Genomic DNA, 22,979 nt, shown 5'->3' on the forward strand with positions numbered 1-22,979 from the left:
CACCTGCTCAGGATTTCTCATGCATTACCAAACCGTACTGTTCGACCTTGATGGCACCCTGACCGACCCGCGTGAGGGCATCACCCGCTCCATCCAGTTCGCCCTCGCCAAGCTCGGTATCGATGAGCCGGATCTGAGCAAACTGGAACACTTCATCGGCCCGCCGCTGTTGCAGGCGTTTATGCAGTTCTATGACTTTGATGAGGCCAAGGCGTGGGAGGCGGTGAATTTCTATCGCGAGCGCTTCAAGGTCACTGGTCTGTATGAAAACCGTGTGTTCGAGGGTGTGACGCCGTTGTTGGAAACCCTCAGTGGCCAAGGGCGGCAGCTGTATATCGCGACTTCGAAGCCATGGGAATTCGCCCGCGAGATTGCCCGGCACTTTGATTTCGCCCGGCATTTCAAAGTGATTTACGGCAGCGAACTGGATGGCACGCGCACGAACAAGGTCGAGCTGATTGCGCACCTGATGAAGGAAGAGGGGCTGGATCCGGCGAATACGCTGATGATCGGTGATCGTAAGCATGACCTGATCGGGGCGCGCAGCAACGGGCTGGATGCGGCGGCGGTCGGTTATGGGTTTGGCAGTTTTGAAGAGTTGAGCGCGGAGGCGCCGGCCTATCACTTTGAAACGCTGGACGAGTTGCATCGGGCATTTCTGCGGCGCTGATTAGATTGCAATCGCGAGCAGGCTCACTCCTACATTTGGAACGCATTCCCCTAATGAAGGAGTGAGCCTGCTCACGATGACTTACTCCCAATCAACTCAACTGTTTGGATCTGCCAACATTTTCAAAGCCGCCTTACGCTCAGTCGCCGGCAACCCACCCAACCGCTCAACCTCTGCATAAAATCTCACCCAATTCTCCCCAACCTGTTTGAACAACGCCGAAAACGCCGGCACCCACTGGTCATACAGCCCAAACGGCAACAACCGCGCATTGTTCAGCGGCGCATTCACCCAGGCGTCATAACGTTTGTCTCCGGCCCACTGACTGTCCCTCATCAGCCGATAATCGCGGCGAAACCGTTCGAACTCGGCCGCTTTGCGTTCGCGCATCTGATCGATTGACAGAGCCTGGGCATACAATTTTTCAAGCCGTGAGCGCACATCAAGCACCAACTCGATGAACTGATCGCGTTGTTTCAGCCGTGAATCGGTATCCGCCGGCAACCCACGAAACGCCCGCCACTGCCGCGTACCTTCCTGTTCGACGAACGTGGCAAACGACTCATTGAACTCGGTGTCGTCCTTCACATAAAAGCGCTGATGCGCCAGCTCATGAAAGATCAGCGTGGCCAGGCGCTCATCGCCCCAGCCCATCATCGAGTTAAGGATCGGATCGTTGAACCAGCCCAGCGTCGAGTAAGCCTCAACGCCGCCAATCGAAACATCCATGCCCTGCAGGCGCTGAATCGCCGCTTCACCGCGCGCAGCGCTCTGGCTGTAATAACCGCGATAAGCCACACAGCCAGCAATCGGGAAGCAATGGTTCTGCGGCGTCAGGGAGAACTCCTGAGTGGCGAACACATTCCACACCACATACGGTCGATGGATGTCGGCGTACAGGCGATAGCTCTGGTTATCCGGCAAGTGCAGATGCTCGCTGGCAAAGGCGCGGGCCTTCTGCGATTGAGCCAAGTGCGCGCGCAGTGTCGCGTCGCGGTTCGGGTCGTTGATCACCTTTTCCACAGGCTCGCGCGCCTGCAGCAATTGCAACTGACCGCTGGCCAACTGAGCGTAATAGCTGACGCTGGCGCAACCGTTGAGCAACAAAAACAACACACCCGGAAACAAAACCCGAAAAACGCGATCAAGTAACCCAAGGCTTGGAAACGGCCTGATCAAAATAAGAAATCCCCCGGAGAGTCTGCCCGCAAGACTATCCCGCCTTAAGGAGCACTGCTATGCGCATGTTGATGCTGTCAGGAGGCCTGCTGACGCTGGCCGGTTGTGCCCATTTCGGAATACCCGATCCCGACCCTTCGCAAGCCTGGATCGATCTTGATGCACGACAGCAGGACACGGCGTTGCAAGCGCTGCAAGTCGATGCCCAACAAACTGTCGACAAACGTTACTTCGAAGTACAGCCCGGCAGCCATGAATTGAAAGTGCGTTATCAATTCCCGGTTGAGGCGACCAACATCGGTCCGGACGCCGAACCGTTGTGGCGCGATTGCCAGTTGAACGTGAAATTCAAGGATTTCAATGCCGGCCAGCGCTATCAGTTGCAGGCGGGCAGCATCGGTTTCCGGCCTTGGGCCAAGCTTTATGATGAGCAGCGCAAAGTCGTTGGGCAGGGCACGCCGGCGGGCTGCCAGAAGACCTGATCGGCGGTATGCTGGATGTCCACATCAAAGGACATTGATCATGCGCAGGTTGACGTTGTTGCTGATAGGAAGTGTGCTTGCCGGCTGTCAGAGCCCGCTTCCAGCGGTCGATCCGCAAATGGCCTGGGTCGACTTTTCGATGCCGACACCCGGCGGCAAGGTGTTGATGGCTGAACGCCTGGATAATCAGCGTCTGCGCGACGGGCGTTTTTTCCAGGTCACCCCGGGCAGCCATGAACTGACGGTGCGCTTCGATTTCGAGATTTTCGGCGGCGGTCAGGGAATGGATTCCGATCCGCAGGAGCGCCTGTGCTACATGACCGTGCCTTATGACCACTTCGAAGCCGGGCAACGTTACCGGCTCGAAGCACGCTCGCTGGCCTTCACGCCAAGCGCCCGGTTGATCAATCGTCAGGGGCGGATCGTTGCCGAAGAACGGCAGATCAACTGCGTGCCTTAAGCGTTATCAGGAGTCGTTCTTCTGATAGATGATCGCTTTGGTGCCGTTCTCGCATGAACCGACCACCATGGCGATGTCATGTTTTGCGGCTTCTTCCTTGCTTACGATTTCCAGTGTGTAGGAGGGCACGGCGTTGGCCTGAATCTTCACTTCGATTTCGTTTTTCAGTTCTTCGCAACTTTTGGGTGCCGCAATAACAGAAGTGGCCAGTGCACTGCAGAGGATCGCCAAGCCAATACGTTTCATGAGTGAAGCTCCCTGAGGCAGCGCGCACGGGCGTGCGCTAAAGCTGCTGTCACTTATTCGACCATATTTTTACAGCGAGGGTTCTGACTTCGCTCACAACTTGTGTCTTCGGTTTCAAGCTCCGGGTTGATTGTGAAATTGCCTTCGCGAGCAAGCTCGCTCCCACATTGGACCTGTGTGCCACATGAATCCCTGTGGGAGCGAGCCTGCTCGCGAAGGCGTCAGATCAGCCAGCGACAAATTAGCTGACCAGCGAAGCGTCTAAAGTAATCTTCGCATTAAGTACCTTGGACACCGGGCACCCTTCCTTGGCCTTGTTGCTCAGTTCTTCAAACTGCGCCTGGGTCGCCCCAGGAATTTTCGCCTTCAGGATCAGCTTCACCGCTGTGATCGCGAAGCCACCATCAACCTGATCGAGGGTCACTTCAGCCTGGGTGTCGATGCTGTCAGCCTTGAGGCCGGCATCGCCCAGAATCATCGAAAACGCCATGGAGAAGCAGCCGGCATGCGCCGCGCCGATCAGTTCTTCCGGGTTGGTGCCCTTGCCACCCTCGAAGCGCGCCTTGAAACCGTACGGTGCTTCTCTGAGGACACCGGTTTCAGTGGAGATCGAGCCGATGCCGGTTTTCAGATCGCCAGCCCAATGTGCGGATGCTTTCTTCACGATAGCCATGTCTGCCTCCTCAAGATCTGACGCGGAAACGCCGCGTCGTCGTGGTTTTTACTTGCAAGGCTTCTGAGGATAGACGCCGGAACAAAGTTCAGCCCGGCTGAATCGTTGACTTTTTTAGTAGGAAATTTCGTCACTGCTATTGAAACTCGGGTATATGCCCTTATTGCACTAAGCACGCTTATGGATTTGGCAGGTTTTCGTTCGCAAGAAAAACCTGCCTCCTCACTCGGAGACGCAGGTTTATGAAGCAATTGTCCGACGTAAAATTTTCCACCCTCGACCTGGTACCGGTGCGCGAGAACGGTAGCCCGGCGCAGTCACTACGCAACTCACTGGATCTGGCACAGCACGTCGAAAAATTCGGCTACACCCGGTTTTGGGTAGCTGAACACCACAACATGGATGGCATTGCCAGTTCCGCCACCTCGGTGCTGCTGGGTTATCTGGCGGGCGGGACGTCGACCATCCGCGTCGGCTCCGGCGGCGTGATGCTGCCCAACCATGCGCCGCTGGTGATCGCTGAGCAGTTCGGCACCCTGGAAAGCCTGTATCCGGGGCGGATCGATCTCGGTCTGGGCCGTGCACCCGGTTCCGATCAGATGACGGCTCGGGCTTTGCGCCGTGAACGCTCCGGCAGCGCCGATGATTTCCCCGAAGATGTCGCCGAACTGGTGCGCTACCTCGGCCCGCGCACGCCGGATCAGCGCGTGATAGCCATGCCGGGCACCGGCACCAACGTGCCGATCTGGTTGCTTGGTTCCAGCCTGTTCAGTGCGCAACTGGCCGGTGAGCGCGGTTTGCCTTACGCCTTCGCCTCGCATTTCGCCCCGCGGTTCATGCACGAGGCGATTCGCGTTTATCGCAATCACTTCAAGCCTTCGGCAGTGCTCGACAAGCCGTACGTGATGCTCGGCGTACCGCTGGTGGCAGCCGATACCGATGAGCAGGCGGATTATCTGGCGACGTCGGTGTACCAGCGCATTCTGGCGTTGATGCGTGGGCAGAGCCTGGTGCAGCGTCCGCCGGTGAAAACCATGGACGGGCTGTGGCTACCGCATGAGCGTGAGGCGGTGGGGGATTTCCTTGGGCTGGCGATGGTGGGGAGTCCGCAGAAGATCCGCGCCAAGCTGGAAGTGCTGATTGAGCAGACCCAGGCGGATGAGCTGATTTTTACCAGTGATTTGTATGAGCATGCTGATCGGGTACATTCGTACGAGTTGTTGGCGCAGGTGATGAAGGGCTGAAAAGCCCCTCACCCTAGCCCTCTCCCTCCGGGAGAGGGGACTGACCGAGTTGGATGTTCCAGCTACGCCGACCTGAAATATCCAGTTGAACTCAGGTTCTGAACAGCCCCCGATCTGCTCCCTTTCCCCTCTACCCCTTGGGGGAGAGGGCTGGGGTGAGGGGGTTCGATTTCAAAACCACTAAAAATCCCAAATCCTGAACACGAAAAAGCCGACGCTTTCACGTCGGCTTTTGCATTTCAGTCACGATCAACCGCGCTTGTAGACAATTTCCTTGGTGCCGCCTTCGCATTTGCCAACGACCTTGCCGTCAGCGGCCGCACCCTTATCAACAATCTCCAGCGAATACCCGGAAACGCCCTTGGCATCCAGCTTCGCCGCAATATCGCTTTTCAGCTCTTCACATGGCTTACCGGCAGCAAACGCACCACCCGCAAGGCTCAACAAACCTACTGCCAACACGAACTTCTTCATCGGTCGCACTCCCTGGTCGGATTAAAAGAGGCGGGCATCGAGCGTTGACCCGATGCACTCACCCTGTAGCGCTTTGCCATTCCTATGGCACTCGGCCAGCGCGCAAGTTCAGAAGACTAGACCAAACTCAGCTGCTGGCAATCTTGAAGCCGACTTTCAATGTCACCTGAAAGTGCGCGGCCTTGCCGTCCTTGATGTGACCACGGGTTTCGGTCACTTCAAACCATTCCAGGTTGCGAATGGTCTTGTTTGCTTCAGCAATTGCGTTGTTGATGGCGTCTTCGATGCTGCTGGTGGACGAACCGACCAGCTCGACTTTCTTGTACGTGTGATGGTCACTCATAACGATCTCCTTGGCGTGTGGAATTGAGACTAGCAGTGAATCTGCACTGTTGATTTCGGCGGCTTTGCGCAGGCGAAGTTCAGATTTTCTGCACTTTCTCAAACCGCTGAAGTCCCAACCAACACACGCCACTCATCACCAATGCAGGAGAGCCACCATGGCCAACACCTCTTTACGTAAAGCCTCGTTGCAAAGCATGGAAGCCGAGATCGAGAGTCTGCTCAAATCGTTGGAAAGCTTGAAGGACGACGCTTCGGACGAGTCGCGCAAGACCCTCAAGGCGCTGAAAAGCAATGCCGAAAGTGCGCTGAAACATTCGCGTCACCTGCTCAGCGATGCCTATGAAGAAGTCAAGGTTAAAACCCGTGAAACCGGGATCGCCACCCGTGATTACGCGCAGGAACATCCGTGGACGACGGCCGGTGTGGCGGTCGGTGCAATCGGTCTGCTCGCGGCTTACTTGCTGTTCAAGCGCGGCGAGTGATCGCTCTGGCGCAGCTCGTTCTTTAGCCATTGCGCCAGTTGCCGGGCGCGTCCGTCTGCGGCGCGCTTGGGTAGCCACAACGCCAGTTGCGCCGGGGTTTCACAGAAGCCCCATGGCGCAACCAGGCGACCGGCCTTCAAGTCTTCCGCCACCAGCGGCTCCGGCGCGATGGCCACGCCGAGTCCGGCGACGGCGGCTTCCAGCAAGTAATACAAATGCTCGAAACCTTGCCCCAACTTCAACGCTTTCGCGTCGAGTGCGTTCTGCTGCGCCCAACTCGGCCAGGCTTGCGGACGCGAAGTGGTGTGCAGCAGCGGTTCATTGAGCAGCGCCGAGGCTGGTGCGGTTTGCAGGCGCTGATAACCGCTAAACAGCGGACTCATGACCGCACCGATGCGTTCTGCGGCCAATTCGTAAACCTGCATGTCTGCCGGCCATGGCGGCTCGGCGAACAGCAGCAAAGCATCCAGCCCCGGACGTCTTGGATCGAGATCGCCTTCACCCGCCGATAGATGCAAACGCAAATCCGGCAGATCGGCGTTCAATCGCCCCAAACGCGGGATAAACCAGCGAGCCAATAGGCTTCCGGAACAGCCGAGTACAAATGGCGCGTCGGCGGTGCTTTGCGTCAATTCGGCGCAAACACTGCGAAGCCGATCAAAAGCCTCGCCGCTGGCATCACGCAGACGCATGCCGGCATCTGTGAGTTTCAAGCCGCGCCCGTCTTTAACAAACAAGCTGACGCCCAAGTGTTCTTCGAGCACTTTCAGCTGACGGCTGACCGCACCATGGGTAACGTGCAGCTGCTCGGCAGCCTGACTGACACTGTTAAGTCGGGCCGTGGCTTCGAACGCACGCAAGGCGTTCAGCGGGGGAAGGTCATGGCTCATGATATCTGTGAGTTTTCCTGACAGGTTGTCGCGATCTTATCGGTTTTCAGCGTAGTAGGTCAGGGGTAGAGTAGTCGTCATTGTCTTCTGACCCGAATTCACCTGGAGCGACTCATGACCCAGACTTCGAATACCTCTGATCTGCGCAACGGCCCGGACGATAACGGCCTGTTTGGCTCGTTCGGTGGCCGCTACGTAGCGGAAACCCTGATGCCGTTGATCCTCGACCTGGCCCGCGAATACGAAGCGGCCAAGGAAGATCCGGCCTTCAAAGAAGAATTGGCCTACTTCCAGCGTGACTATGTCGGACGGCCGAGCCCGCTGTATTTCGCTGAACGCCTGACCGAATTCTGCGGCGGCGCGAAGATTTATCTCAAGCGCGAAGAGCTGAACCACACTGGCGCGCACAAGATCAACAACTGCATCGGCCAGATCCTGCTGGCGCGACGCATGGGCAAAAAACGCATCATCGCCGAGACCGGCGCCGGCATGCACGGCGTGGCCACGGCCACCGTCGCCGCCCGTTTCGGTCTGGATTGCGTGATCTACATGGGCACCACTGACATCGAACGTCAGCAGGCCAACGTCTTCCGCATGAAATTACTGGGCGCTGAAGTGATTCCAGTGGTTGCTGGCACCGGCACTCTGAAAGACGCGATGAACGAAGCCCTGCGTGACTGGGTGACCAACGTCGACAACACCTTCTACCTGATCGGCACCGTGGCCGGCCCACATCCATACCCAGCGATGGTTCGCGACTTCCAGGCCGTGATCGGCAAGGAAACCCGCGATCAGTTGCAAGCACAGGAAGGTCGTCTGCCGGACAGCCTGGTGGCGTGCATCGGTGGCGGTTCCAACGCGATGGGCCTGTTCCACCCGTTCCTCGACGACAAGAGCGTTGAGATCATCGGTGTGGAAGCGGCGGGTTACGGCATCGAAACCGGCAAGCACGCGGCGAGCCTGAACGGCGGCGTTCCGGGTGTACTGCACGGTAACCGCACCTTCCTGCTGCAGGACGACGATGGCCAGATCATCGACGCCCACTCGATTTCCGCCGGCCTCGACTACCCAGGCATCGGCCCGGAACACGCGTGGTTGCATGACATCGGCCGTGTTCAATACACCTCGGTGACCGACGACGAAGCCCTCGACGCGTTCCACAAATGCTGCCGTCTGGAAGGGATTATTCCTGCACTGGAAAGCGCCCACGCCTTGGCTGAAGTGTTCAAACGCGCACCGAAGCTGCCGAAGGATCACCTGATGGTGGTTAACCTCTCCGGTCGTGGCGACAAAGACATGCAGACCGTCATGCACCATATGGAACAGTCTAAGCAGGAGAAACACTGATGAGCCGCCTGCAAACCCGTTTTGCCGACCTCAAGGAACAGAACCGCGCCGCGCTGGTGACCTTTGTCACCGCCGGTGATCCGGACTACGACACCTCGCTGGCGATCCTCAAAGGTTTGCCGGTGGCGGGCGCCGACGTGATCGAGTTGGGCATGCCGTTTACCGACCCGATGGCCGATGGCCCGGCGATTCAACTGGCGAATATTCGTGCGCTGGGCGCCAAGCAGAACCTGGCGAAAACCCTGCAAATGGTTCGCGAGTTCCGTGAAGGCAACAGCGATACGCCGCTGGTGCTGATGGGCTACTTCAACCCGATTCACATGTACGGTGTGTCGCGCTTCATCGCCGATGCGAAAGAGGCCGGCGTCGATGGCCTGATCGTGGTCGACATGCCGCCTGAGCATAACGCCGAGCTGTGCGACCCGGCACAGGCTGCCGGTCTGGACTTCATCCGTCTGACCACGCCGACCACTGACGACGCGCGTCTGCCGAAGGTGCTCAATGGCAGCTCCGGTTTCGTTTACTACGTGTCGGTGGCCGGTGTGACCGGTGCCGGTGCAGCAACGCTGGAGCACGTCGAAGAGGCGGTGACCCGTCTGCGTCGTCATACTGACCTGCCGATCAGTATCGGTTTTGGTATTCGCACGCCGGAGCAGGCAGCGGCCATCGCGCGTCTGGCCGACGGTGTTGTGGTGGGTTCGGCGTTGATCGATCACATTGCCAACGCGATCACGCCAGCTCAAGCCGTCGACGGTGTGCTGAGCCTGTGTTCGGCGCTGTCCGAAGGCGTGCGTAAGGCCCGCGTCAGCTGAAGGTAAAGTTCCTGATACAGAGGAATTAGCGCTTCGCGGCACAGACTAAATGAGCAAGACCGAGGGCTTCAGAACATCGTTCTGCAGCCCTTTTTGCTGTTTGTGCCGTGAGGAAAGACCCGATGAAAATGCCGAAACGTCTGATTGCCGGATTGGGCGTGCTGATGATCAGCGCCACACCGCTGCTGGCCAGCGCCGACCCGCGCGATGATCACGACCACGGCGGCCCGCAGCAGGGCCATTACGATAACCGTGGCGACAATCACGGTGACGATCACCGTGGTCCGCAAAATGATCATCGAGGTGGCCCGCCACCGCGCGACTTTGGTCCAGTGCGCCAGACCATCCGCGACAATCATGGCTACTTCGTGCGCGGTGCACCGCCGCCTCCGGGGATTCATCTGGAGCGTGGCCGGCCGTTGCCGCACGGCTATTACGGCGAGCGTCTGGATAATCGTGCGCTAGGGCGTTTGCCGGTGTATCCGGGCTACGAATGGCGTCGGGCGGGAGGCGATATCGTGCTGATCGCGGTGGGCAGCGGGATCGTCTACGAAATTCTCGATGGCGTTTTGTATTGATCCGCAGGCAATAAAAAAGACCGCAGCCAATGGCTGCGGTCTTTTTTTCAGGGCAGCTCCAATCCGCCGGAGGCCTTGTGCAGTTTGCGCAGATGCGCGCCGATCTGCTTCACGTTCTCCTCACTGGCGGCAATCTCCGCAGCCCGCTTGGGTTCCAGCAACTTGCGTACTTCTGCGTCCAGATCGCCGGAAAGCACCAACAGCTTTTTCTGTCGTTGGCTGCTTTCGTCTTCCAGTCGCTTGAACTCGCTCGGTTGCGGCAATCCATAACCACGGCTATCGAGCAGTTCCGCCGGGCGGCTGAGGAACCCGCTGTTGGCGAGAATTTCCTGCAAGGTCGCGTTGGCCTTGTCCATGCCGCCGTTTTCCAGCTCGCGGGCGCCGAGGTAACGCTGCTTGACCTCGTCCTGCGCCAGCAACAGCTGACGGCGATAACTGGCTTGCTCCAGCAACAGCAGCGCGGCGCTGGTGCGCAAGTCGGCACGCTCGAACCACTCACGGCGCTCTTCGGCCGACAGCGAAAGCCATTCTTCAACGGTGGTCTGTTTGATCGGCAACTGCTTCTTCAATACATCGAACATTGCCTGATAGCGATCGCGGAACGAGTCGAAGCGATAACCCAGACGCAGCGCTTCTTTCGGATCATCCAGCACACTGGTGTCCGCCAGACCACGGCCCTTCATCACTTCCAGCAAACCGTTGGGCATGATGCTGTCCAGGCCAACAAACTGAGTGTTGTTGCTGCCGCTGCGCAACAGCTTCAAGCCTTCCACCGCGCAGTTGTTGGAGAGGAAGAAGTAGTTGCCGTCGTAGCTCCAGTGCATTTCGGCGGCGTGTTCAACCACGCCTTCGATCTCGTCGCGTGACAGGTTCAGTGGCACGGAGGCGAGGCTGCGCAGTTCGGTCTTGGTGTATTCGTCGATGACCTGCGCGAGCGGCAATACGAACAATCGCGACGGGTATTTGCCGACCAGTCCGTCCCAGCTCGACAGCTGCACATCGCCGACAAAGGCGCGGTATGACAACACCAGATGCTGGTCCAGATCGAGTCGACAATCCGGGCCACGCGGGCGGCCCGGTGCGCAGATCACCAGACGCAACATGCTGTGGCCCCAACGGCTGACCCAGTTCTGATTGGCTTCGGCCAGCAAGTAATCAACGGCATAAACCCGCTCTGGATCGACTTGCCCCAAAGGCTGCTTGGCGAAGTCGTTACCGGCGTTCAAAAACGCGAAGGTCTTGCTGCAGGTGTCCTTGGCCGCCGGCGCCCAGCCGAAGTGTTCCTTGTAATAGCGATACAGTGCGGGGCGGCGGCAGGCGTAGCTCGTGTCGAGCAGGAAATACTCCATGTTGACCGCGACGAACTCTTTAGGACTGGAAATTTCGTACAGGTCCGGGCTGCGGGCGATCTGCCGATTGTGTTGTTCGCGCTCACCGCGACGACCGACGTATTGCTGCCAACCAGCTAGGTCGAGCAGACGCGGATCATCGCTGAGGGTGAAGCGACGGCCGTTCTGGCCGCGACACTCGTCGGGAATGCCGATCAGCCCGGCGCTGTTGAAACGACGCGTGCAGCGCTGGATCAGTGTGCGTTCAGCATCTGGCCACAGGCGCGCACGATCATAGATATGGGTGATTTCATGCAGCACCGTGGCGAGCAGTTCCTGGCGCACAGTGCCGTGGGGCCGATTGGTTTTTTCTCTGGCGGCACTGCCATCGGTCAGGCCCGCAAGCAGTTTGCGATTCAGATCGAGTTCGGAAACCAGCGTGGCCTGGCCATAGGCATTGCCGGGCATGTCATCGGTCCAGCCGACATCAATGCGCCGATCCAGCCGTGCGATAAAACTCGGCGGCAGCTTTTGCATCGCCTCATCGATCAGCGCCTGGCTGGCCTGTTGTTGGGCGGGGCTCAGACCGTCGGTCTTGAGCCGCAATTGCAGGCCGGCGTGGGCACTGTTGCCAAGTAGCAACAACGCCCCGGCCAGCAGCCAGGCGCCGATTGACTTCACAGTGCGAGGATGGCTTCGGCGAGAACCTGATCGCTGGCGTCACGCGCTTCCGGCACACGAGTGCGCAGGGTGTTCAGCGCTGCTTCCAGATGCGCGCCGCGGATATCGCCGTTGGTGGCGACAAAACTGGCTGCGTCATCGTGCGCTTCGCGGATGATTTTCGAATCGCGAATCGACGTGGTGGTGTCGGAAGTGAAATCGATGGTGCGCTGGGAGGCACGAACGATGATGTTACTGGTGGCTACCAGGGTGTGTGCCTGGGCCACATCGGCCAACAAAAACAGGCCAAGGGCGGCAGCAATCAGCGGGCTACGCATGGAACGACTCCGGAGGGGCAAGGATAACGGGGGAACAGAATAACTATTGGACGAGAATTGCCTCTGCCAGTTCAAGGTCACTGACATGAAGTTTCGGCCGGGTTTTGCGCAAGTAATGCAGCGCGGATTCCAGACGAGCACCTCGCCATTCACCGTCACTGGCAACAAATGCGGCCGCGTCATCATGGGCGGCGAGCAGCAGTTTACGGTCGAAAGGCGCGGAAGACACCATGCTGGTGGCGTAACCACTGACGACGGTGCCTTGTGTCGACGCATTGAAGGCATCAAAGGCATTGACCGGCGTCGCCCAGCAGGTGCTGAACAACACAGAGGGGATCAGTAGATTTGAAAGAAAGCGCATCGGACTCGGTAATTTTTGGTGAGCCCAAAGGCTAGCGCAATGCCCGGGCCAGAGCCAGCGCCGAAACATCGGGACACGTTGCGCGTGTCCCGCAATGCCTGAAGTCGCTTAGATCGTCAGGATGGCTTGGGCAAGCTGTGCATCGGTCGCATTCAGTTGTGGCGCCTGGTGACGGATATGATCCAGCGCGCTTTCCAGTTTCACCCCACGGATCTCGCCTTCGCTGGCGACGAAGCTGGCGGCGTCGTCACGGGCAGCCAGAACGATTTTGTCGTCACGGAAGGACGAGGTGACGTCGGAAGTTGCGTCGGACGAGGACTTCAGTGCACCGACAACGGCGTCGGTGGTGACGATAAAGCTGGTGGCGCTGGCGTTGGCAGCCACGGCCAGCAGGGCGGCAGCGCTGAGCAGACGAAGTCGGGACATGGTGTAACTCCTGTGGATAAACCGTATTGAGAGGTGGCTCGGTATCTGAGGAGTCAGACGCCAGTGACACAGCATTCGCCACGTTCTGCGTGGATATTAGGCCGACGGGCGACTTTCGCACAGAGGGCAGAGTGCTAGCGCCAGAACGGTTTATCCAGTTCATTCACGCGGTCCGCGTGGCTGAGGCCAAGATCGGCGAGATCACGATTATCGAGTTGAGATAGCAGGCGCCGCGTTCTGGCGCGTTCCAGGCTGCCCCAGAGACCGCGAAACAAGCGTTGCAGAGGGTTGGGGCGATAAGCCGGTAAGCTTAAAATCTCTGAAACATCCTGTAAGTCATTCATGGCGTATTCCGTTTACCGGTGAAGGCGGAAGGTCATGTTGAGCCTGTCGCAGACAAAGATGCAGATACACTAGAGTTAAATTGTACTGGTTCAGATGTTGATTATTTAAAACTGTACCTGTGAGCAACATCAGCAGGTGTACCGGGATTTTTTCAGCCCGAAAACGACAAAACCCGTCGTGGTTTCTCACGACGGGTTTTGCTTGTTCAATTCGGGTTGCTGGCGGTGGGTCTAACGACCAGAGCCAGCGACGCTACTTAGCGCCAGAACGGCTTGCTCAGCTCTTCGTAGCGTTGTGCTTCGCTGATACCGGCGTCAGCCAGCAGACGCGAATCCAGACGAGCCAGTTGATGGCGGCTGGAGATGCGGCGCTGCCACAACATCAGGTTGGCGATAACGCGCAGAGGCAGGGAAGCCTGGGTGTTTACAGCTTTGTCTTCGAAGAACAGTTCGGAACTGAGTGTACGTTCCATGGTTGACATCCTTCCGCTTGTGGCGGGATCAGGTAGTGGTTTGACTGGTGCCCATGATCCTCTCGTTTGCCAAGTCTCTCTAGATACAGTTCAGTTGTATTGTGAGTGACCAGTTAACTGTTTATAGCGGGTGTACGGGTCAAAATTGAGCAAACTGTACTTGTCCGCACTCAAGTGGTGCATTTTTGCTCGATTCACTTGTAAAGGTAGGCAAAGCCTGTAGGAAATGACCGGTACAGCAGTACAGTTTTTGTCAGGCAGGACGCTTGCGAAAGTCCGCCAACGCAATCTGTGTTTGCATCAGCGGATTATCTGTGTGAATTACACCGCCAGCATGCGCCCGGTTTCTTCCAGGTTCATGTGCCAGCTCAAGGCTTCGCGCAGGATGTGCGGGGTGTGGCCACCGATTGCACAGGCCGCCGTGAAGTAATCGTTCAGTGCCTGCCGGAAGTCCGGGTGTACACAGTTATCAATAATGACCCGCGCACGCTCCCGTGGCGCCAGGCCGCGCAAGTCGGCCAGCCCGACTTCGGTCACCAGAATGTCAACGTCATGCTCGGTGTGATCAACGTGGCTGACCATTGGCACCACGCTGGAAATGGCCCCACCCTTGGCGATCGACTTGGTTACGAACACCGCCAGGTGCGCGTTTCGCGCGAAATCACCAGAACCACCAATGCCGTTCATCATCCGAGTGCCACAGACGTGGGTGGAATTGACGTTGCCGTAGATGTCGAATTCCAGCGCTGTGTTGATGCCGATGATGCCCAAGCGACGAACCACTTCCGGGTGGTTGGAGATCTCTTGCGGACGCAGCACCAACTTGTCCTTGTACTTCTCCAGGTTACCGAACACGTCGCTGTTGCGGCGCTCCGACAGGGTGATCGAGCTGCCCGAAGCGAAGCTCAGCTTGCCGGCATCGATCAGGTCGAAGGTCGAATCCTGCAGCACTTCGGAGTACATGGTCAGGTCTTCGAACGGCGAGTCGATCAGGCCACACATCACCGCGTTGGCGATGTTGCCGATGCCCGCCTGCAACGGGCCGAGCTTGTTGGTCATGCGCCCGGCGTCGACTTCCTGTTTGAAGAAGGTGATCAGATGCTCGGCGATGGCGTTGGTATCCACGTCCGGCGTTGACACGGTGGACGGCGAATCCGACTGCTGGGTAATAACGATGGCGACAATCTTCTCCGGCGGAATCGGAATCGCCGTGCTGCCAATACGGTCGTCGACTTTTACCAGCGGGATCGGCGTGCGCGTCGGGCGGTAAGTCGGGATATAGATGTCGTGCAGGCCTTCGAGGTTGGCGTTGTGCGCCAGGTTGATCTCGACGATCACCTGTTTGGCGAAAATCGCGAAGCTCGCCGAGTTGCCCACCGACGTGGTCGGCACGATGTGGCCCTGTTCTGTGATGGCCACGGCTTCGATGACTGCGATGTCCGGCAGCTTCAGTTGCTGGTTGCGCAGTTGCTCGACGGTTTCCGACAGATGCTGATCGATGAACATCACCTGCCCGGCGTTGATCGCTTTGCGCAAGGTGCTATCGACCTGGAATGGCATGCGTCGCGACAGTACGCCGGCCTCGGTCAATTGCTTGTCGAGGTCGTTGCCCAGGCTGGCGCCGGTCATCAGGCTGATCTTCAGCGGCGTGACCTTGGCCCGCTCGGCCAGTGCGTGAGGGACGGCTTTGGCTTCGCCAGCGCGGGTGAAACCGCTCATGCCGACGGTCATGCCGTCCTCAATCAGAGCGGCTGCGTCGGCGGCGCTCATCACTCTATCCAACAACGAAGGCAGGCGAATACGGTCACGGTACATGGATTATTATCTCGGGAAGCGAGTAGCAGGATGCGCAGTCTAGTGAATTTGACGGGCGCCTGTCCCGCTACCAAGGTCGCAAACGAGGCGTCTATTTAGCGGGTTTGAAGTAAAACACCGTTACTGGATCTGCAACAACGCGGCATATTGTCCGACTGTTTGCGCAAACAAAAACGCCCCGACAGGTCGGGGCGTTTGGTCTTGCAGCGGGGAATTACTCGACCGCTTTGACCATGTCTTCGATGACTTTCTTCGCGTCGCCGAAGACCATCATGGTCTTGTCCAGATAGAACAGTTCGTTGTCCAGACCGGCATAGCCGCTGGCCATCGAGCGCTTGTTGACGATGATGGTCTTGGCCTTGAACGCTTCGAGAATCGGCATGCCGGCAATCGGCGACTTCGGATCGTTCTTCGCGGCCGGGTTGACCACGTCGTTCGCGCCGAGCACCAGCACCACGTCGGCCTGGCCGAACTCGGAGTTGATGTCCTCCATCTCGAACACCTGGTCGTAAGGCACTTCGGCCTCGGCGAGCAGAACGTTCATGTGCCCCGGCATACGACCGGCCACCGGGTGAATCGCGTACTTCACGGTCACGCCACGGTGTGTCAGCTTCTCGGTCAATTCCTTCAGTGCGTGCTGTGCACGTGCAACCGCCAAGCCGTAGCCCGGCACGATGATCACGGTGTCGGCGTTGGTCAGCAGGAAGGTTGCGTCGTCAGCCGAACCGGATTTCACCGGACGTGCTTCTTTCGCGCCGGCCGGGCCTGCATCGGCCGTGTTGCCGAAACCGCCGAGCAGTACATTAAAGAAGGAACGGTTCATCGCCTTGCACATGATGTACGAGAGGATCGCACCGCTCGAACCCACCAGCGAACCGGCAATGATCAGCATCGAGTTGTTCAGCGAGAAGCCGATACCCGCCGCCGCCCAGCCCGAGTAGCTGTTGAGCATGGATACCACCACCGGCATGTCTGCACCGCCAATCGGGATGATGATCAGCACGCCCATCACGAACGCCAGTGCCAGCATCAGTGCAAACGCGGTGAGGTTGCCGGTGAACATGAAGGTCAAGCCAAGCGCCAGTGTGGCCAGGCCCAGCACTGCGTTGAGTTTGTGCTGGCCAGCGAACTGTACCGGTGCGCCCTGGAACAGACGGAACTTGTACTTGCCCGACAGCTTGCCGAAGGCGATTACCGAACCAGAGAAGGTGATTGCACCGATAGCGGCACCAAGGAACAGCTCCAGGCGGTTGCCCGTTGGTATCGAATCGCCCAGCTGTTTAACAATGCCCAGCGACTGCGGCTCAACCACCGCAGCGATGGCGATGAACACCGCTGCCAGACCGATCATGCTGTGCATGAAGGCGACCAGTTCCGGCATCTTGGTCATTTCAACGCGCTTGGCCATGATCGAACCGGCAGTACCGCCGACCAGCAGACCGACGATGACGTAACCGATGCCGGCGGTGGCCAGCTCAGCACCCAACTTATAGATGAGGCCGACGGTAGTCAGAATGGCCAAGGCCATGCCGAGCATGCCGAACAGATTGCCGCGCCGCGAAGTAGTCGGGTGCGACAGGCCTTTGAGGGCCTGGATAAAACAGATCGACGCGATCAGGTAGAGCGTCGTGACGAGATTCATGCTCATTACTTCGGCGCCTCTTCTTTTACTTTCGGGGCTTTCTTCTTGAACATCTCAAGCATGCGGCGGGTGACCAGGAAGCCACCGAACACATTCACCGCAGCCAGTGCCACGGCGAGGGTGCCCATGGTTTTGCCCAGCGGCGTGACGGTCAGTGCGGCCGCGAGCATGGCGCCGACGATGACGATCGCCGAGATGGCGTTGGTCACCGCCATCAACGGCGTGTGCAGCGCAGGTGTAACGTTCCAGACCACGTGGTAACCGACATAAATCGCCAGCACGAAGATGATCAGGTTGTAGATACCGGGGGAGATAAGCTCTTCCATCGTCTGAATCCCTGCTTAGGCGTTTTTGCGGATGACTTGGCCGTCGCGGCACATCAGGCACGCGGCGACGATGTCGTCTTCGAGGTTGACGTCGAACTGGCCTTCTTGGGTGAACACCAGCTTGAGGAAGTCCAGCAGGTTGCGTGCGTACAGTGCCGAAGCGTCTGCAGCGACTTCACCGGCCAGGTTGGTCGGGCCGCAAATGGTCACGCCATTCTCGACGACGACTTGGTCTGCCACGGTCAGTGGGCAGTTGCCACCCTGAGCCGCTGCGAGGTCGATGACCACCGAACCCGGTTTCATCTGCGCCACAGTCTCCGCGCTCAACAGCGTCGGTGCCTTGCGGCCCGGAATCAGCGCGGTGGTGATGACGATGTCAGCCTGCTTGGCGCGCTCGTGCACGGCCTGCGCCTGACGCTGCATCCAGCTCGCCGGCATTGGTCGCGCGTAACCACCAACACCGACGGCGCATTCACGCTCTTCATCAGTCTCGTAAGGTACGTCGACGAATTTGGCGCCGAGGGATTCGATCTGCTCTTTTACCGCCGGACGCACGTCGGACGCTTCGATCACCGCACCCAGACGTTTCGCCGTAGCAATCGCCTGCAACCCGGCCACACCCGCGCCGAGAATCAGCACGCGCGCCGCTTTCACGGTGCCCGCAGCGGTCATCAGCATCGGCATGAAGCGCGGATAGTGGTGAGCGGCCAGCAACACAGCCTTGTAGCCGGCAATGTTCGCCTGCGACGACAACACATCGAGACTCTGCGCGCGCGAGGTGCGCGGCGCCGCTTCGAGGGCGAACGCGGTAATGCCGCACTCGGCCATCTTCGCGATGGTTTCGTTGTTGAACGGGTTGAGCATGCCGACCAACACCGTACCGCGCTTGATCAGCGTCAGTTCGGCATCGCTTGGGGCGACCACTTTGAGAATCAGCTCGGCGCCAAACGCGTCATTGGCACTGCCAATGGTTGCGCCTGCCGCTTCATAAGCACTGTCGACCACACTGGCTTTTACGCCGGCGCCGGTTTGCACAGTGACCTTATGACCTTGGCTGATCAGCTTTTTAATGGTTTCCGGGGTTGCAGCAACCCGTGTTTCACCGGTCTGGGTTTCGAGAGGAACACCAATGTGCACGTCAAATCTCCTGCGTGATCTTATTGAGTAAACCCATGCACTACGGATGGTGCGACTGGGGCGGCCGATCAGCACGATCCCGCCAAATCAGGGCGGGGCGCGGCATTTTGCAGGCGAACTTTATGCCCTTCAAGGGATTATGACGCGTGACGGAAAATTAACTACAAGTCATGCCGTGACCGAATGTCGCAGATGGCCAGCTGAATCCCTTGCAGGCCGTGCCTTGCAAGGATTCTGGCCGATTATGGAAAAATTTCTCATCGGTGACGTGAATAGGCACTAATGCGTCGCTCGTGAAGGCTCAAAGCCACGTCGTCAGGCGCTTGTGGGACGTCTGTACGACTTTCGGATACAGTCTGTGCAATTGCGACAAATAGTTATATCTGTAGGGCTTTGATTTTCCTGACTACGGGGTTAGTTATCGCTGTGAACCTTTACCCTTCTAGGCTGTAGCTCTGTGCTTGGGTTACCAGCCAGTCACGAAATGCTTTTAATGACGCTGATTCGACTTTTCGTTCGGGAATCATCAGGTAATAGGCCTTGATGCTTGAGAGTGCCTGGGGGTTGGCAATCACCAGGCGCTTCTCGGCCAGTTCACGCTGAATCAGGAACGGTGGAATCAGCGCAATGCCCATGTCGTGCATGGCCGCTTGGGCGAGCATGGAGAATAGCTCGTAGCGCGGGCCTGTCATGTCGCGGGGGATATTCAGGTGTTGCGAATTGAACCACTGCCGCCAGGCATAAGGGCGAGTGGTCTGTTGTAACAGCGGCAGATCGGCAATCTCATCGGCTGTCAGATGCGTCTTGTTGCCGAGTAGGGTGGGGCTGCACACCGGCATCGGATTTTCACCCATTAGCCTGTGGGATTCGGTACCCGACCAGTCGGCGTCGCCGAAGTAAATCGCCGCATCGAATTCGGTATCGGCAAACAGAAAGGGCCGCGTGCGGTTTGTCAGGTTGACCGTGACTTCCGGGTGCTTGAGCTGGAAATCCTTGAGCCGCGGCAGTAGCCATTGGGTGCCGAAGGTCGGTACTACCGCCAGTTCGATCACATTGGTGCCTTGCTGGCCCATGACTGAAAGGGTGTCGCGTTCTACCGCATCGAGTTGCGTCGCCACCCGACGACTGTAGGAAAGCCCCGCTTCGGTCAGTTTCACTCCGCGTCGTGAGCGTCGGAACAGCTCTACGCTGAGGAACTCTTCAAGGCTGGCGATCTGTCGGCAAATCGCGCCCTGGGTGAGGGAAAGTTCTTCGGCGGCCCGGGTAAAGCTCTCATGGCGTGCAGCGGCTTCGAAGCTGATCAGGGCGGTGGTGCTGGGAATCTTCCTGCGCATGTACATCAACCTCACTAATGCGCCGCATAAAAGGCATTTCGCGACGTTTCGGAGTGAGAAATTAGCACAACAGGATGCGAAATCCTCGTTTGCCGCGATGGCTAACCACGCCTAGGATCAATGCCACGTTAATTCAGTCGATTTGCGAGGACACACTCATGGGCGGTAAAGCTAGCTTCAACTGGATCGATCCACTGCTGCTGGATCAACAGCTCACCGAAGAAGAGCGCATGATCCGCGACACCGCCGAGCAGTTCGCTCAGCAAAAGCTCGCGCCGCGTGTTCTCGAAGCTTTCCGCCATGAGAAGACTGATCCGGCAATCTTCCGCGAGATGGGCGAAGTCGGCTTGCTGGGCGCAACCATCCCTGAGCAGTACGGTGGCAGTGGCCTGAACTATGTCAGCTACGGTCTCATTGCTCGCGAAGTGGAGCGTGTCGACTCCGGCTACCGCTCGATGATGAGCGTGCAGTCGTCGCTGGTGATGGTGCCGATCAACGAATTCGGCACTGAAGCGCAGAAACAGAAGTACCTGCCGAAGTTGGCCTCGGGCGAGTGGATCGGTTGCTTCGGTCTTACCGAGCCAGACCATGGTTCCGATCCGGGCGCGATGATTACCCGCGCACGTAAAGTCGACGGCGGCTACAGCCTGACCGGCGCGAAGATGTGGATTACCAACAGCCCGATCGCTGATGTGTTCGTGGTCTGGGCCAAGGACGATGCCGGTGACATCCGCGGCTTTGTATTGGAGAAAGGCTGGAAAGGCCTGAGTGCTCCGGCGATTCACGGCAAGGTCGGCCTGCGTGCGTCGATCACCGGCGAGATTGTCATGGACAACGTGTTCGTGCCGGAAGAGAACATCTTCCCGGACGTGCGTGGTCTGAAAGGCCCATTCACCTGCCTCAACTCTGCGCGCTATGGCATCTCCTGGGGTGCGCTGGGCGCTGCCGAGTTTTGCTGGCACACCGCTCGCCAGTACACGCTGGATCGTCAGCAGTTCGGTCGCCCATTGGCCGCTACACAGTTGATCCAGAAGAAACTGGCCGACATGCAGACCGAAATCACTTTGGCGCTGCAAGGTTGCCTGCGTCTGGGTCGTATGAAGGATGAAGGCACGGCCGCAGTGGAAATCACTTCGATCATGAAACGCAACTCGTGCGGCAAGTCGTTGGATATCGCTCGTATGGCGCGCGACATGCTCGGCGGCAACGGCATCTCCGATGAGTTCGGTGTTGCCCGCCATCTGGTCAACCTTGAAGTGGTGAATACCTATGAAGGCACTCACGACGTCCACGCGCTGATCCTCGGGCGTGCGCAAACCGGTCTGCAGGCGTTCTATTAATAGGAGAGCGACCATGGGCGCGCTGTCGCATCTGCGGGTACTGGATTTATCGCGAGTGTTGGCCGGGCCGTGGGCCGGGCAGATCCTCGCCGACCTTGGCGCCGAGGTGATCAAGGTCGAGCGCCCGGGCAATGGTGACGACACTCGCGCCTGGGGGCCGCCCTTCCTTAAAGACGCTTATGGCGAGAATACGTCGGAAGCGGCTTATTACCTGTCGGCGAACCGCAACAAACAATCGGTGACCATCGACTTCACCCGCCCCGAGGGGCAGAAGCTGGTACGCGAACTGGCGCTGAAGTCGGACATCCTCATAGAGAACTTCAAGGTAGGTGGTCTGGCGGCTTATGGGCTGGACTATGAGTCACTGAAGGTGATCAATCCGAATCTGATCTATTGCTCGATCACAGGCTTTGGTCAGACCGGACCGTATGCCAAGCGCGCCGGTTATGACTTCATGATCCAAGGACTGGGCGGGCTGATGAGTCTGACTGGTCGGCCTGAGGGTGATGAGGGGGCCGGGCCGGTGAAGGTGGGTGTGGCGTTGACGGATATTCTTACCGGTCTGTATTCGACGGTGGCGATTCTGGCGGCATTGGCTCATCGCGATCACGATGGCGGTGGCCAGCACATCGATATGGCGTTGCTGGATGTGCAGGTTGCATGCCTGGCCAACCAGGCGATGAATTATCTGACTACGGGCAATGCGCCTAAGCGTCTGGGCAATGCGCATCCGAACATCGTGCCTTATCAGGACTTTCCTACGGCCGACGGCGACTTCATTCTTACGGTGGGTAATGACGGGCAGTTCCGCAAGTTTGCCGAAGTGGCGGGGCAACCGCAGTGGGCTGACGATCCGCGCTTTGCTACTAATAAGCTGCGAGTGGCGAACCGGGCAGTGTTGATTCCGCTGATTCGCCAGGCGACGGTGTTCAAGACAACTGGCGAATGGGTCGCTGAACTGGAACAAGCGGGTGTCCCTTGTGGACCGATCAATGATCTGTCGCAGGTGTTTGAAGATCCGCAGGTGAAAGCTCGAGGCCTGGCGATAGAGCTGCCGCATGCGTTGGCGGGGATGGTGCCGCAGGTGGCCAGCCCTATCCGTTTGTCGCAGACGCCGGTTGAGTATCGTCGCGCGCCGCCTTTATTGGGTGAGCATACGCTGGAGGTTCTGCAGAGTGTGCTGGGCTTGGGCGCAGGTGCGGTGGCTGAGTTGAAGGCGGCTGGGGTGCTCTGACTATCCCTCTATATAGAGGGACTGTGTTTCCTTCCTATATAGAGAGGCCTTTGGTCGTTTTTTAGCCAATCTGCAAGTGATTGAAAGAAAACTGAAATTAACGGTTGACGGCAGATTTCAGATGTCTATAATTCGCCCCACTTCCGGCGCAGTCGAAACGGAAAACTCCTTGAGATTCAATGAGTTATGTGAGTTTCGGCAGCGGGTAGCTTCAGGTCATCGGAGCCAAAAGGAAGTTGAAAAAGAGGTGTTGACAGCAGCGTGTAACGCTGTAGAATTCGCCTCCCGCTGACGAGAGATCGGAAGCGCAAGTGGTTGAAGTTGTTGAAGAATTCTTCG

27 protein-coding genes are annotated in these 22,979 nt (G+C 58.3%); 10 read left to right on the forward strand and 17 right to left on the reverse strand.

Features of this window, described 5'->3' with window-relative positions:
• The first annotated feature begins 19 nt into the window (after nucleotides 1-19).
• The gene (locus tag GTU76_RS04390; RefSeq protein ID WP_016983448.1) at nucleotides 20-670 is read left to right on the forward strand and encodes an HAD family hydrolase; all 651 of its coding nucleotides are present in this window, start codon (nucleotides 20-22) and stop codon (nucleotides 668-670) included.
• Between the two features lie 96 nt (nucleotides 671-766).
• Here the strand turns inward: GTU76_RS04390 and GTU76_RS04395 are convergent, their stop codons facing one another.
• Nucleotides 767-1,849 (reverse strand): aminopeptidase, encoded by a 1,083-nt coding sequence (locus GTU76_RS04395; RefSeq protein WP_180698132.1) that lies wholly within the window; start codon nucleotides 1,847-1,849, stop codon nucleotides 767-769.
• A gap of 59 nt (nucleotides 1,850-1,908) precedes the next feature.
• Here GTU76_RS04395 and GTU76_RS04400 point away from each other — a divergent pair, with 59 nt between their 5' ends.
• Nucleotides 1,909-2,331 carry a PA0061/PA0062 family lipoprotein gene (locus GTU76_RS04400; protein ID WP_016983450.1) on the forward strand — a complete coding sequence of 141 codons (423 nt, stop codon included), beginning with the start codon at nucleotides 1,909-1,911 and terminating at the stop codon, nucleotides 2,329-2,331.
• 40 nt (nucleotides 2,332-2,371) lie between these two features.
• Nucleotides 2,372-2,791, forward strand: a complete 420-nt coding sequence (locus GTU76_RS04405) for a PA0061/PA0062 family lipoprotein (protein ID WP_180698133.1) — start codon at nucleotides 2,372-2,374, stop codon at nucleotides 2,789-2,791.
• 6 nt (nucleotides 2,792-2,797) lie between these two features.
• Here GTU76_RS04405 and GTU76_RS04410 read toward each other — a convergent pair whose 3' ends face one another.
• Nucleotides 2,798-3,037, reverse strand: coding sequence for a DUF1161 domain-containing protein (locus GTU76_RS04410; protein ID WP_016983452.1), 240 nt, complete (start codon nucleotides 3,035-3,037; stop codon nucleotides 2,798-2,800).
• 241 nt (nucleotides 3,038-3,278) lie between these two features.
• Nucleotides 3,279-3,710, reverse strand: coding sequence for an OsmC family protein (locus GTU76_RS04415; protein ID WP_016983453.1), 432 nt, complete (start codon nucleotides 3,708-3,710; stop codon nucleotides 3,279-3,281).
• Between the two features lie 242 nt (nucleotides 3,711-3,952).
• Here GTU76_RS04415 and GTU76_RS04420 point away from each other — a divergent pair, with 242 nt between their 5' ends.
• Nucleotides 3,953-4,954: an LLM class flavin-dependent oxidoreductase gene (locus GTU76_RS04420; protein WP_095113090.1), complete on the forward strand. Its 1,002-nt coding sequence runs from the start codon at nucleotides 3,953-3,955 to the stop codon at nucleotides 4,952-4,954.
• A gap of 249 nt (nucleotides 4,955-5,203) precedes the next feature.
• On the opposite strand, the gene GTU76_RS04425 is transcribed toward GTU76_RS04420, so the two are convergent.
• Entirely contained in the window at nucleotides 5,204-5,428 is a 225-nt protein-coding gene (locus tag GTU76_RS04425) for a DUF1161 domain-containing protein (RefSeq protein ID WP_016985552.1), read from the reverse strand.
• Nucleotides 5,429-5,555: 127 nt separating this feature from the next.
• Nucleotides 5,556-5,771, reverse strand: coding sequence for a dodecin (locus tag GTU76_RS04430; RefSeq protein ID WP_016985551.1), 216 nt, complete (start codon nucleotides 5,769-5,771; stop codon nucleotides 5,556-5,558).
• Nucleotides 5,772-5,928: 157 nt separating this feature from the next.
• Here GTU76_RS04430 and GTU76_RS04435 point away from each other — a divergent pair, with 157 nt between their 5' ends.
• Nucleotides 5,929-6,255 carry an ElaB/YgaM/YqjD family protein gene (locus GTU76_RS04435; RefSeq protein WP_007911686.1) on the forward strand — a complete coding sequence of 109 codons (327 nt, stop codon included), beginning with the start codon at nucleotides 5,929-5,931 and terminating at the stop codon, nucleotides 6,253-6,255.
• Here the strand turns inward: GTU76_RS04435 and GTU76_RS04440 are convergent.
• Nucleotides 6,228-7,145, reverse strand: a complete 918-nt coding sequence (locus tag GTU76_RS04440) for a LysR family transcriptional regulator (RefSeq protein ID WP_016985550.1) — start codon at nucleotides 7,143-7,145, stop codon at nucleotides 6,228-6,230. The two genes, GTU76_RS04435 and GTU76_RS04440, sit on opposite strands and share 28 nt — an antisense overlap.
• Before the next feature lie 114 nt (nucleotides 7,146-7,259).
• Here GTU76_RS04440 and trpB point away from each other — a divergent pair, with 114 nt between their 5' ends.
• The 3 genes from trpB (at nucleotide 7,260) to GTU76_RS04455 (ending at nucleotide 9,882) form a co-directional block, all read left to right on the forward strand.
• Entirely contained in the window at nucleotides 7,260-8,492 is a 1,233-nt protein-coding gene (gene trpB / locus GTU76_RS04445; RefSeq protein ID WP_038365117.1) for a tryptophan synthase subunit beta, read from the forward strand.
• Nucleotides 8,492-9,304: a tryptophan synthase subunit alpha gene (gene trpA, locus GTU76_RS04450; RefSeq protein ID WP_180698134.1), complete on the forward strand. Its 813-nt coding sequence runs from the start codon at nucleotides 8,492-8,494 to the stop codon at nucleotides 9,302-9,304. Before trpB ends, trpA begins: the two co-directional genes overlap by 1 nt.
• 122 nt (nucleotides 9,305-9,426) lie before the next feature.
• A complete protein-coding gene (locus GTU76_RS04455; RefSeq protein WP_180698135.1) occupies nucleotides 9,427-9,882 on the forward strand; it encodes an anti-virulence regulator CigR family protein in 456 nt (151 codons plus the stop codon).
• Between the two features lie 47 nt (nucleotides 9,883-9,929).
• On the opposite strand, the gene GTU76_RS04460 is transcribed toward GTU76_RS04455, so the two are convergent.
• From GTU76_RS04460 to GTU76_RS04510, 11 genes are all read right to left on the reverse strand, one after another.
• Nucleotides 9,930-11,891, reverse strand: a complete 1,962-nt coding sequence (locus GTU76_RS04460) for a DUF7844 domain-containing protein (RefSeq protein ID WP_180698136.1) — start codon at nucleotides 11,889-11,891, stop codon at nucleotides 9,930-9,932.
• Entirely contained in the window at nucleotides 11,888-12,208 is a 321-nt protein-coding gene (locus tag GTU76_RS04465; protein WP_007911662.1) for a DUF2388 domain-containing protein, read from the reverse strand. Before GTU76_RS04465 ends, GTU76_RS04460 begins: the two co-directional genes overlap by 4 nt.
• Nucleotides 12,209-12,251: 43 nt before the next feature.
• A complete protein-coding gene (locus tag GTU76_RS04470; RefSeq protein WP_016985545.1) occupies nucleotides 12,252-12,569 on the reverse strand; it encodes a DUF2388 domain-containing protein in 318 nt (105 codons plus the stop codon).
• A 108-nt stretch (nucleotides 12,570-12,677) separates the two neighbouring features.
• Nucleotides 12,678-12,995: a DUF2388 domain-containing protein gene (locus tag GTU76_RS04475; RefSeq protein WP_007953908.1), complete on the reverse strand. Its 318-nt coding sequence runs from the start codon at nucleotides 12,993-12,995 to the stop codon at nucleotides 12,678-12,680.
• A 134-nt stretch (nucleotides 12,996-13,129) separates the two neighbouring features.
• Entirely contained in the window at nucleotides 13,130-13,339 is a 210-nt protein-coding gene (locus GTU76_RS04480; RefSeq protein ID WP_016985544.1) for a DUF1127 domain-containing protein, read from the reverse strand.
• A gap of 257 nt (nucleotides 13,340-13,596) precedes the next feature.
• Complete coding sequence (locus GTU76_RS04485; protein ID WP_007911656.1) at nucleotides 13,597-13,812, reverse strand: DUF1127 domain-containing protein; 216 nt, start codon at nucleotides 13,810-13,812, stop codon at nucleotides 13,597-13,599.
• A 321-nt stretch (nucleotides 13,813-14,133) separates the two neighbouring features.
• Nucleotides 14,134-15,627, reverse strand: a complete 1,494-nt coding sequence (scpC, locus tag GTU76_RS04490; RefSeq protein WP_016985543.1) for a succinyl-CoA:acetate CoA-transferase ScpC — start codon at nucleotides 15,625-15,627, stop codon at nucleotides 14,134-14,136.
• Nucleotides 15,628-15,841: 214 nt separating this feature from the next.
• A complete protein-coding gene (locus GTU76_RS04495) occupies nucleotides 15,842-17,275 on the reverse strand; it encodes an NAD(P)(+) transhydrogenase (Re/Si-specific) subunit beta (protein ID WP_016985542.1) in 1,434 nt (477 codons plus the stop codon).
• Nucleotides 17,275-17,595: an NAD(P) transhydrogenase subunit alpha part 2 gene (locus GTU76_RS04500; RefSeq protein ID WP_003187417.1), complete on the reverse strand. Its 321-nt coding sequence runs from the start codon at nucleotides 17,593-17,595 to the stop codon at nucleotides 17,275-17,277. Before GTU76_RS04500 ends, GTU76_RS04495 begins: the two co-directional genes overlap by 1 nt.
• A 15-nt stretch (nucleotides 17,596-17,610) precedes the next feature.
• Nucleotides 17,611-18,732: a Re/Si-specific NAD(P)(+) transhydrogenase subunit alpha gene (locus tag GTU76_RS04505; protein ID WP_016985541.1), complete on the reverse strand. Its 1,122-nt coding sequence runs from the start codon at nucleotides 18,730-18,732 to the stop codon at nucleotides 17,611-17,613.
• A gap of 434 nt (nucleotides 18,733-19,166) precedes the next feature.
• Complete coding sequence (locus tag GTU76_RS04510; protein ID WP_180698137.1) at nucleotides 19,167-20,066, reverse strand: LysR family transcriptional regulator; 900 nt, start codon at nucleotides 20,064-20,066, stop codon at nucleotides 19,167-19,169.
• 158 nt (nucleotides 20,067-20,224) lie between these two features.
• Between GTU76_RS04510 and GTU76_RS04515 the strand changes: the two genes are divergently transcribed.
• Together GTU76_RS04515 and GTU76_RS04520 are read left to right on the forward strand one after the other, a co-directional pair.
• Nucleotides 20,225-21,406: an acyl-CoA dehydrogenase gene (locus GTU76_RS04515; protein WP_016985539.1), complete on the forward strand. Its 1,182-nt coding sequence runs from the start codon at nucleotides 20,225-20,227 to the stop codon at nucleotides 21,404-21,406.
• A 13-nt stretch (nucleotides 21,407-21,419) separates the two neighbouring features.
• A complete protein-coding gene (locus GTU76_RS04520; RefSeq protein ID WP_016985538.1) occupies nucleotides 21,420-22,640 on the forward strand; it encodes a CaiB/BaiF CoA transferase family protein in 1,221 nt (406 codons plus the stop codon).
• The last annotated feature ends 339 nt before the right edge of the window (nucleotides 22,641-22,979 follow it).

Source organism: Pseudomonas crudilactis (genome assembly GCF_013433315.1).
Taxonomy (GTDB): domain Bacteria; phylum Pseudomonadota; class Gammaproteobacteria; order Pseudomonadales; family Pseudomonadaceae; genus Aquipseudomonas; species Aquipseudomonas crudilactis.

What these genes read in the sequence shown, in the direction of transcription:
- GTU76_RS04390 (WP_016983448.1), top strand. Translation starts at nt 20, where the DNA reads ATGCATTACCAAACCGTACTGTTCGACCTTGATGGCACCCTGACCGAC.
- GTU76_RS04400 (WP_016983450.1), top strand. Translation starts at nt 1,909, where the DNA reads ATGCGCATGTTGATGCTGTCAGGAGGCCTGCTGACGCTGGCCGGTTGT.
- GTU76_RS04405 (WP_180698133.1), top strand. Translation starts at nt 2,372, where the DNA reads ATGCGCAGGTTGACGTTGTTGCTGATAGGAAGTGTGCTTGCCGGCTGT.
- GTU76_RS04410 (WP_016983452.1), bottom strand. Translation starts at nt 3,037, where the DNA reads ATGAAACGTATTGGCTTGGCGATCCTCTGCAGTGCACTGGCCACTTCT.
- GTU76_RS04415 (WP_016983453.1), bottom strand. Translation starts at nt 3,710, where the DNA reads ATGGCTATCGTGAAGAAAGCATCCGCACATTGGGCTGGCGATCTGAAA.
- GTU76_RS04420 (WP_095113090.1), top strand. Translation starts at nt 3,953, where the DNA reads ATGAAGCAATTGTCCGACGTAAAATTTTCCACCCTCGACCTGGTACCG.
- GTU76_RS04425 (WP_016985552.1), bottom strand. Translation starts at nt 5,428, where the DNA reads ATGAAGAAGTTCGTGTTGGCAGTAGGTTTGTTGAGCCTTGCGGGTGGT.
- GTU76_RS04430 (WP_016985551.1), bottom strand. Translation starts at nt 5,771, where the DNA reads ATGAGTGACCATCACACGTACAAGAAAGTCGAGCTGGTCGGTTCGTCC.
- GTU76_RS04435 (WP_007911686.1), top strand. Translation starts at nt 5,929, where the DNA reads ATGGCCAACACCTCTTTACGTAAAGCCTCGTTGCAAAGCATGGAAGCC.
- GTU76_RS04440 (WP_016985550.1), bottom strand. Translation starts at nt 7,145, where the DNA reads ATGAGCCATGACCTTCCCCCGCTGAACGCCTTGCGTGCGTTCGAAGCC.
- trpB (WP_038365117.1), top strand. Translation starts at nt 7,260, where the DNA reads ATGACCCAGACTTCGAATACCTCTGATCTGCGCAACGGCCCGGACGAT.
- trpA (WP_180698134.1), top strand. Translation starts at nt 8,492, where the DNA reads ATGAGCCGCCTGCAAACCCGTTTTGCCGACCTCAAGGAACAGAACCGC.
- GTU76_RS04455 (WP_180698135.1), top strand. Translation starts at nt 9,427, where the DNA reads ATGAAAATGCCGAAACGTCTGATTGCCGGATTGGGCGTGCTGATGATC.
- GTU76_RS04465 (WP_007911662.1), bottom strand. Translation starts at nt 12,208, where the DNA reads ATGCGTAGCCCGCTGATTGCTGCCGCCCTTGGCCTGTTTTTGTTGGCC.
- GTU76_RS04470 (WP_016985545.1), bottom strand. Translation starts at nt 12,569, where the DNA reads ATGCGCTTTCTTTCAAATCTACTGATCCCCTCTGTGTTGTTCAGCACC.
- GTU76_RS04475 (WP_007953908.1), bottom strand. Translation starts at nt 12,995, where the DNA reads ATGTCCCGACTTCGTCTGCTCAGCGCTGCCGCCCTGCTGGCCGTGGCT.
- GTU76_RS04480 (WP_016985544.1), bottom strand. Translation starts at nt 13,339, where the DNA reads ATGAATGACTTACAGGATGTTTCAGAGATTTTAAGCTTACCGGCTTAT.
- GTU76_RS04485 (WP_007911656.1), bottom strand. Translation starts at nt 13,812, where the DNA reads ATGGAACGTACACTCAGTTCCGAACTGTTCTTCGAAGACAAAGCTGTA.
- scpC (WP_016985543.1), bottom strand. Translation starts at nt 15,627, where the DNA reads ATGTACCGTGACCGTATTCGCCTGCCTTCGTTGTTGGATAGAGTGATG.
- GTU76_RS04495 (WP_016985542.1), bottom strand. Translation starts at nt 17,275, where the DNA reads ATGAGCATGAATCTCGTCACGACGCTCTACCTGATCGCGTCGATCTGT.
- GTU76_RS04500 (WP_003187417.1), bottom strand. Translation starts at nt 17,595, where the DNA reads ATGGAAGAGCTTATCTCCCCCGGTATCTACAACCTGATCATCTTCGTG.
- GTU76_RS04510 (WP_180698137.1), bottom strand. Translation starts at nt 20,066, where the DNA reads ATGCGCAGGAAGATTCCCAGCACCACCGCCCTGATCAGCTTCGAAGCC.
- GTU76_RS04515 (WP_016985539.1), top strand. Translation starts at nt 20,225, where the DNA reads ATGGGCGGTAAAGCTAGCTTCAACTGGATCGATCCACTGCTGCTGGAT.
- GTU76_RS04520 (WP_016985538.1), top strand. Translation starts at nt 21,420, where the DNA reads ATGGGCGCGCTGTCGCATCTGCGGGTACTGGATTTATCGCGAGTGTTG.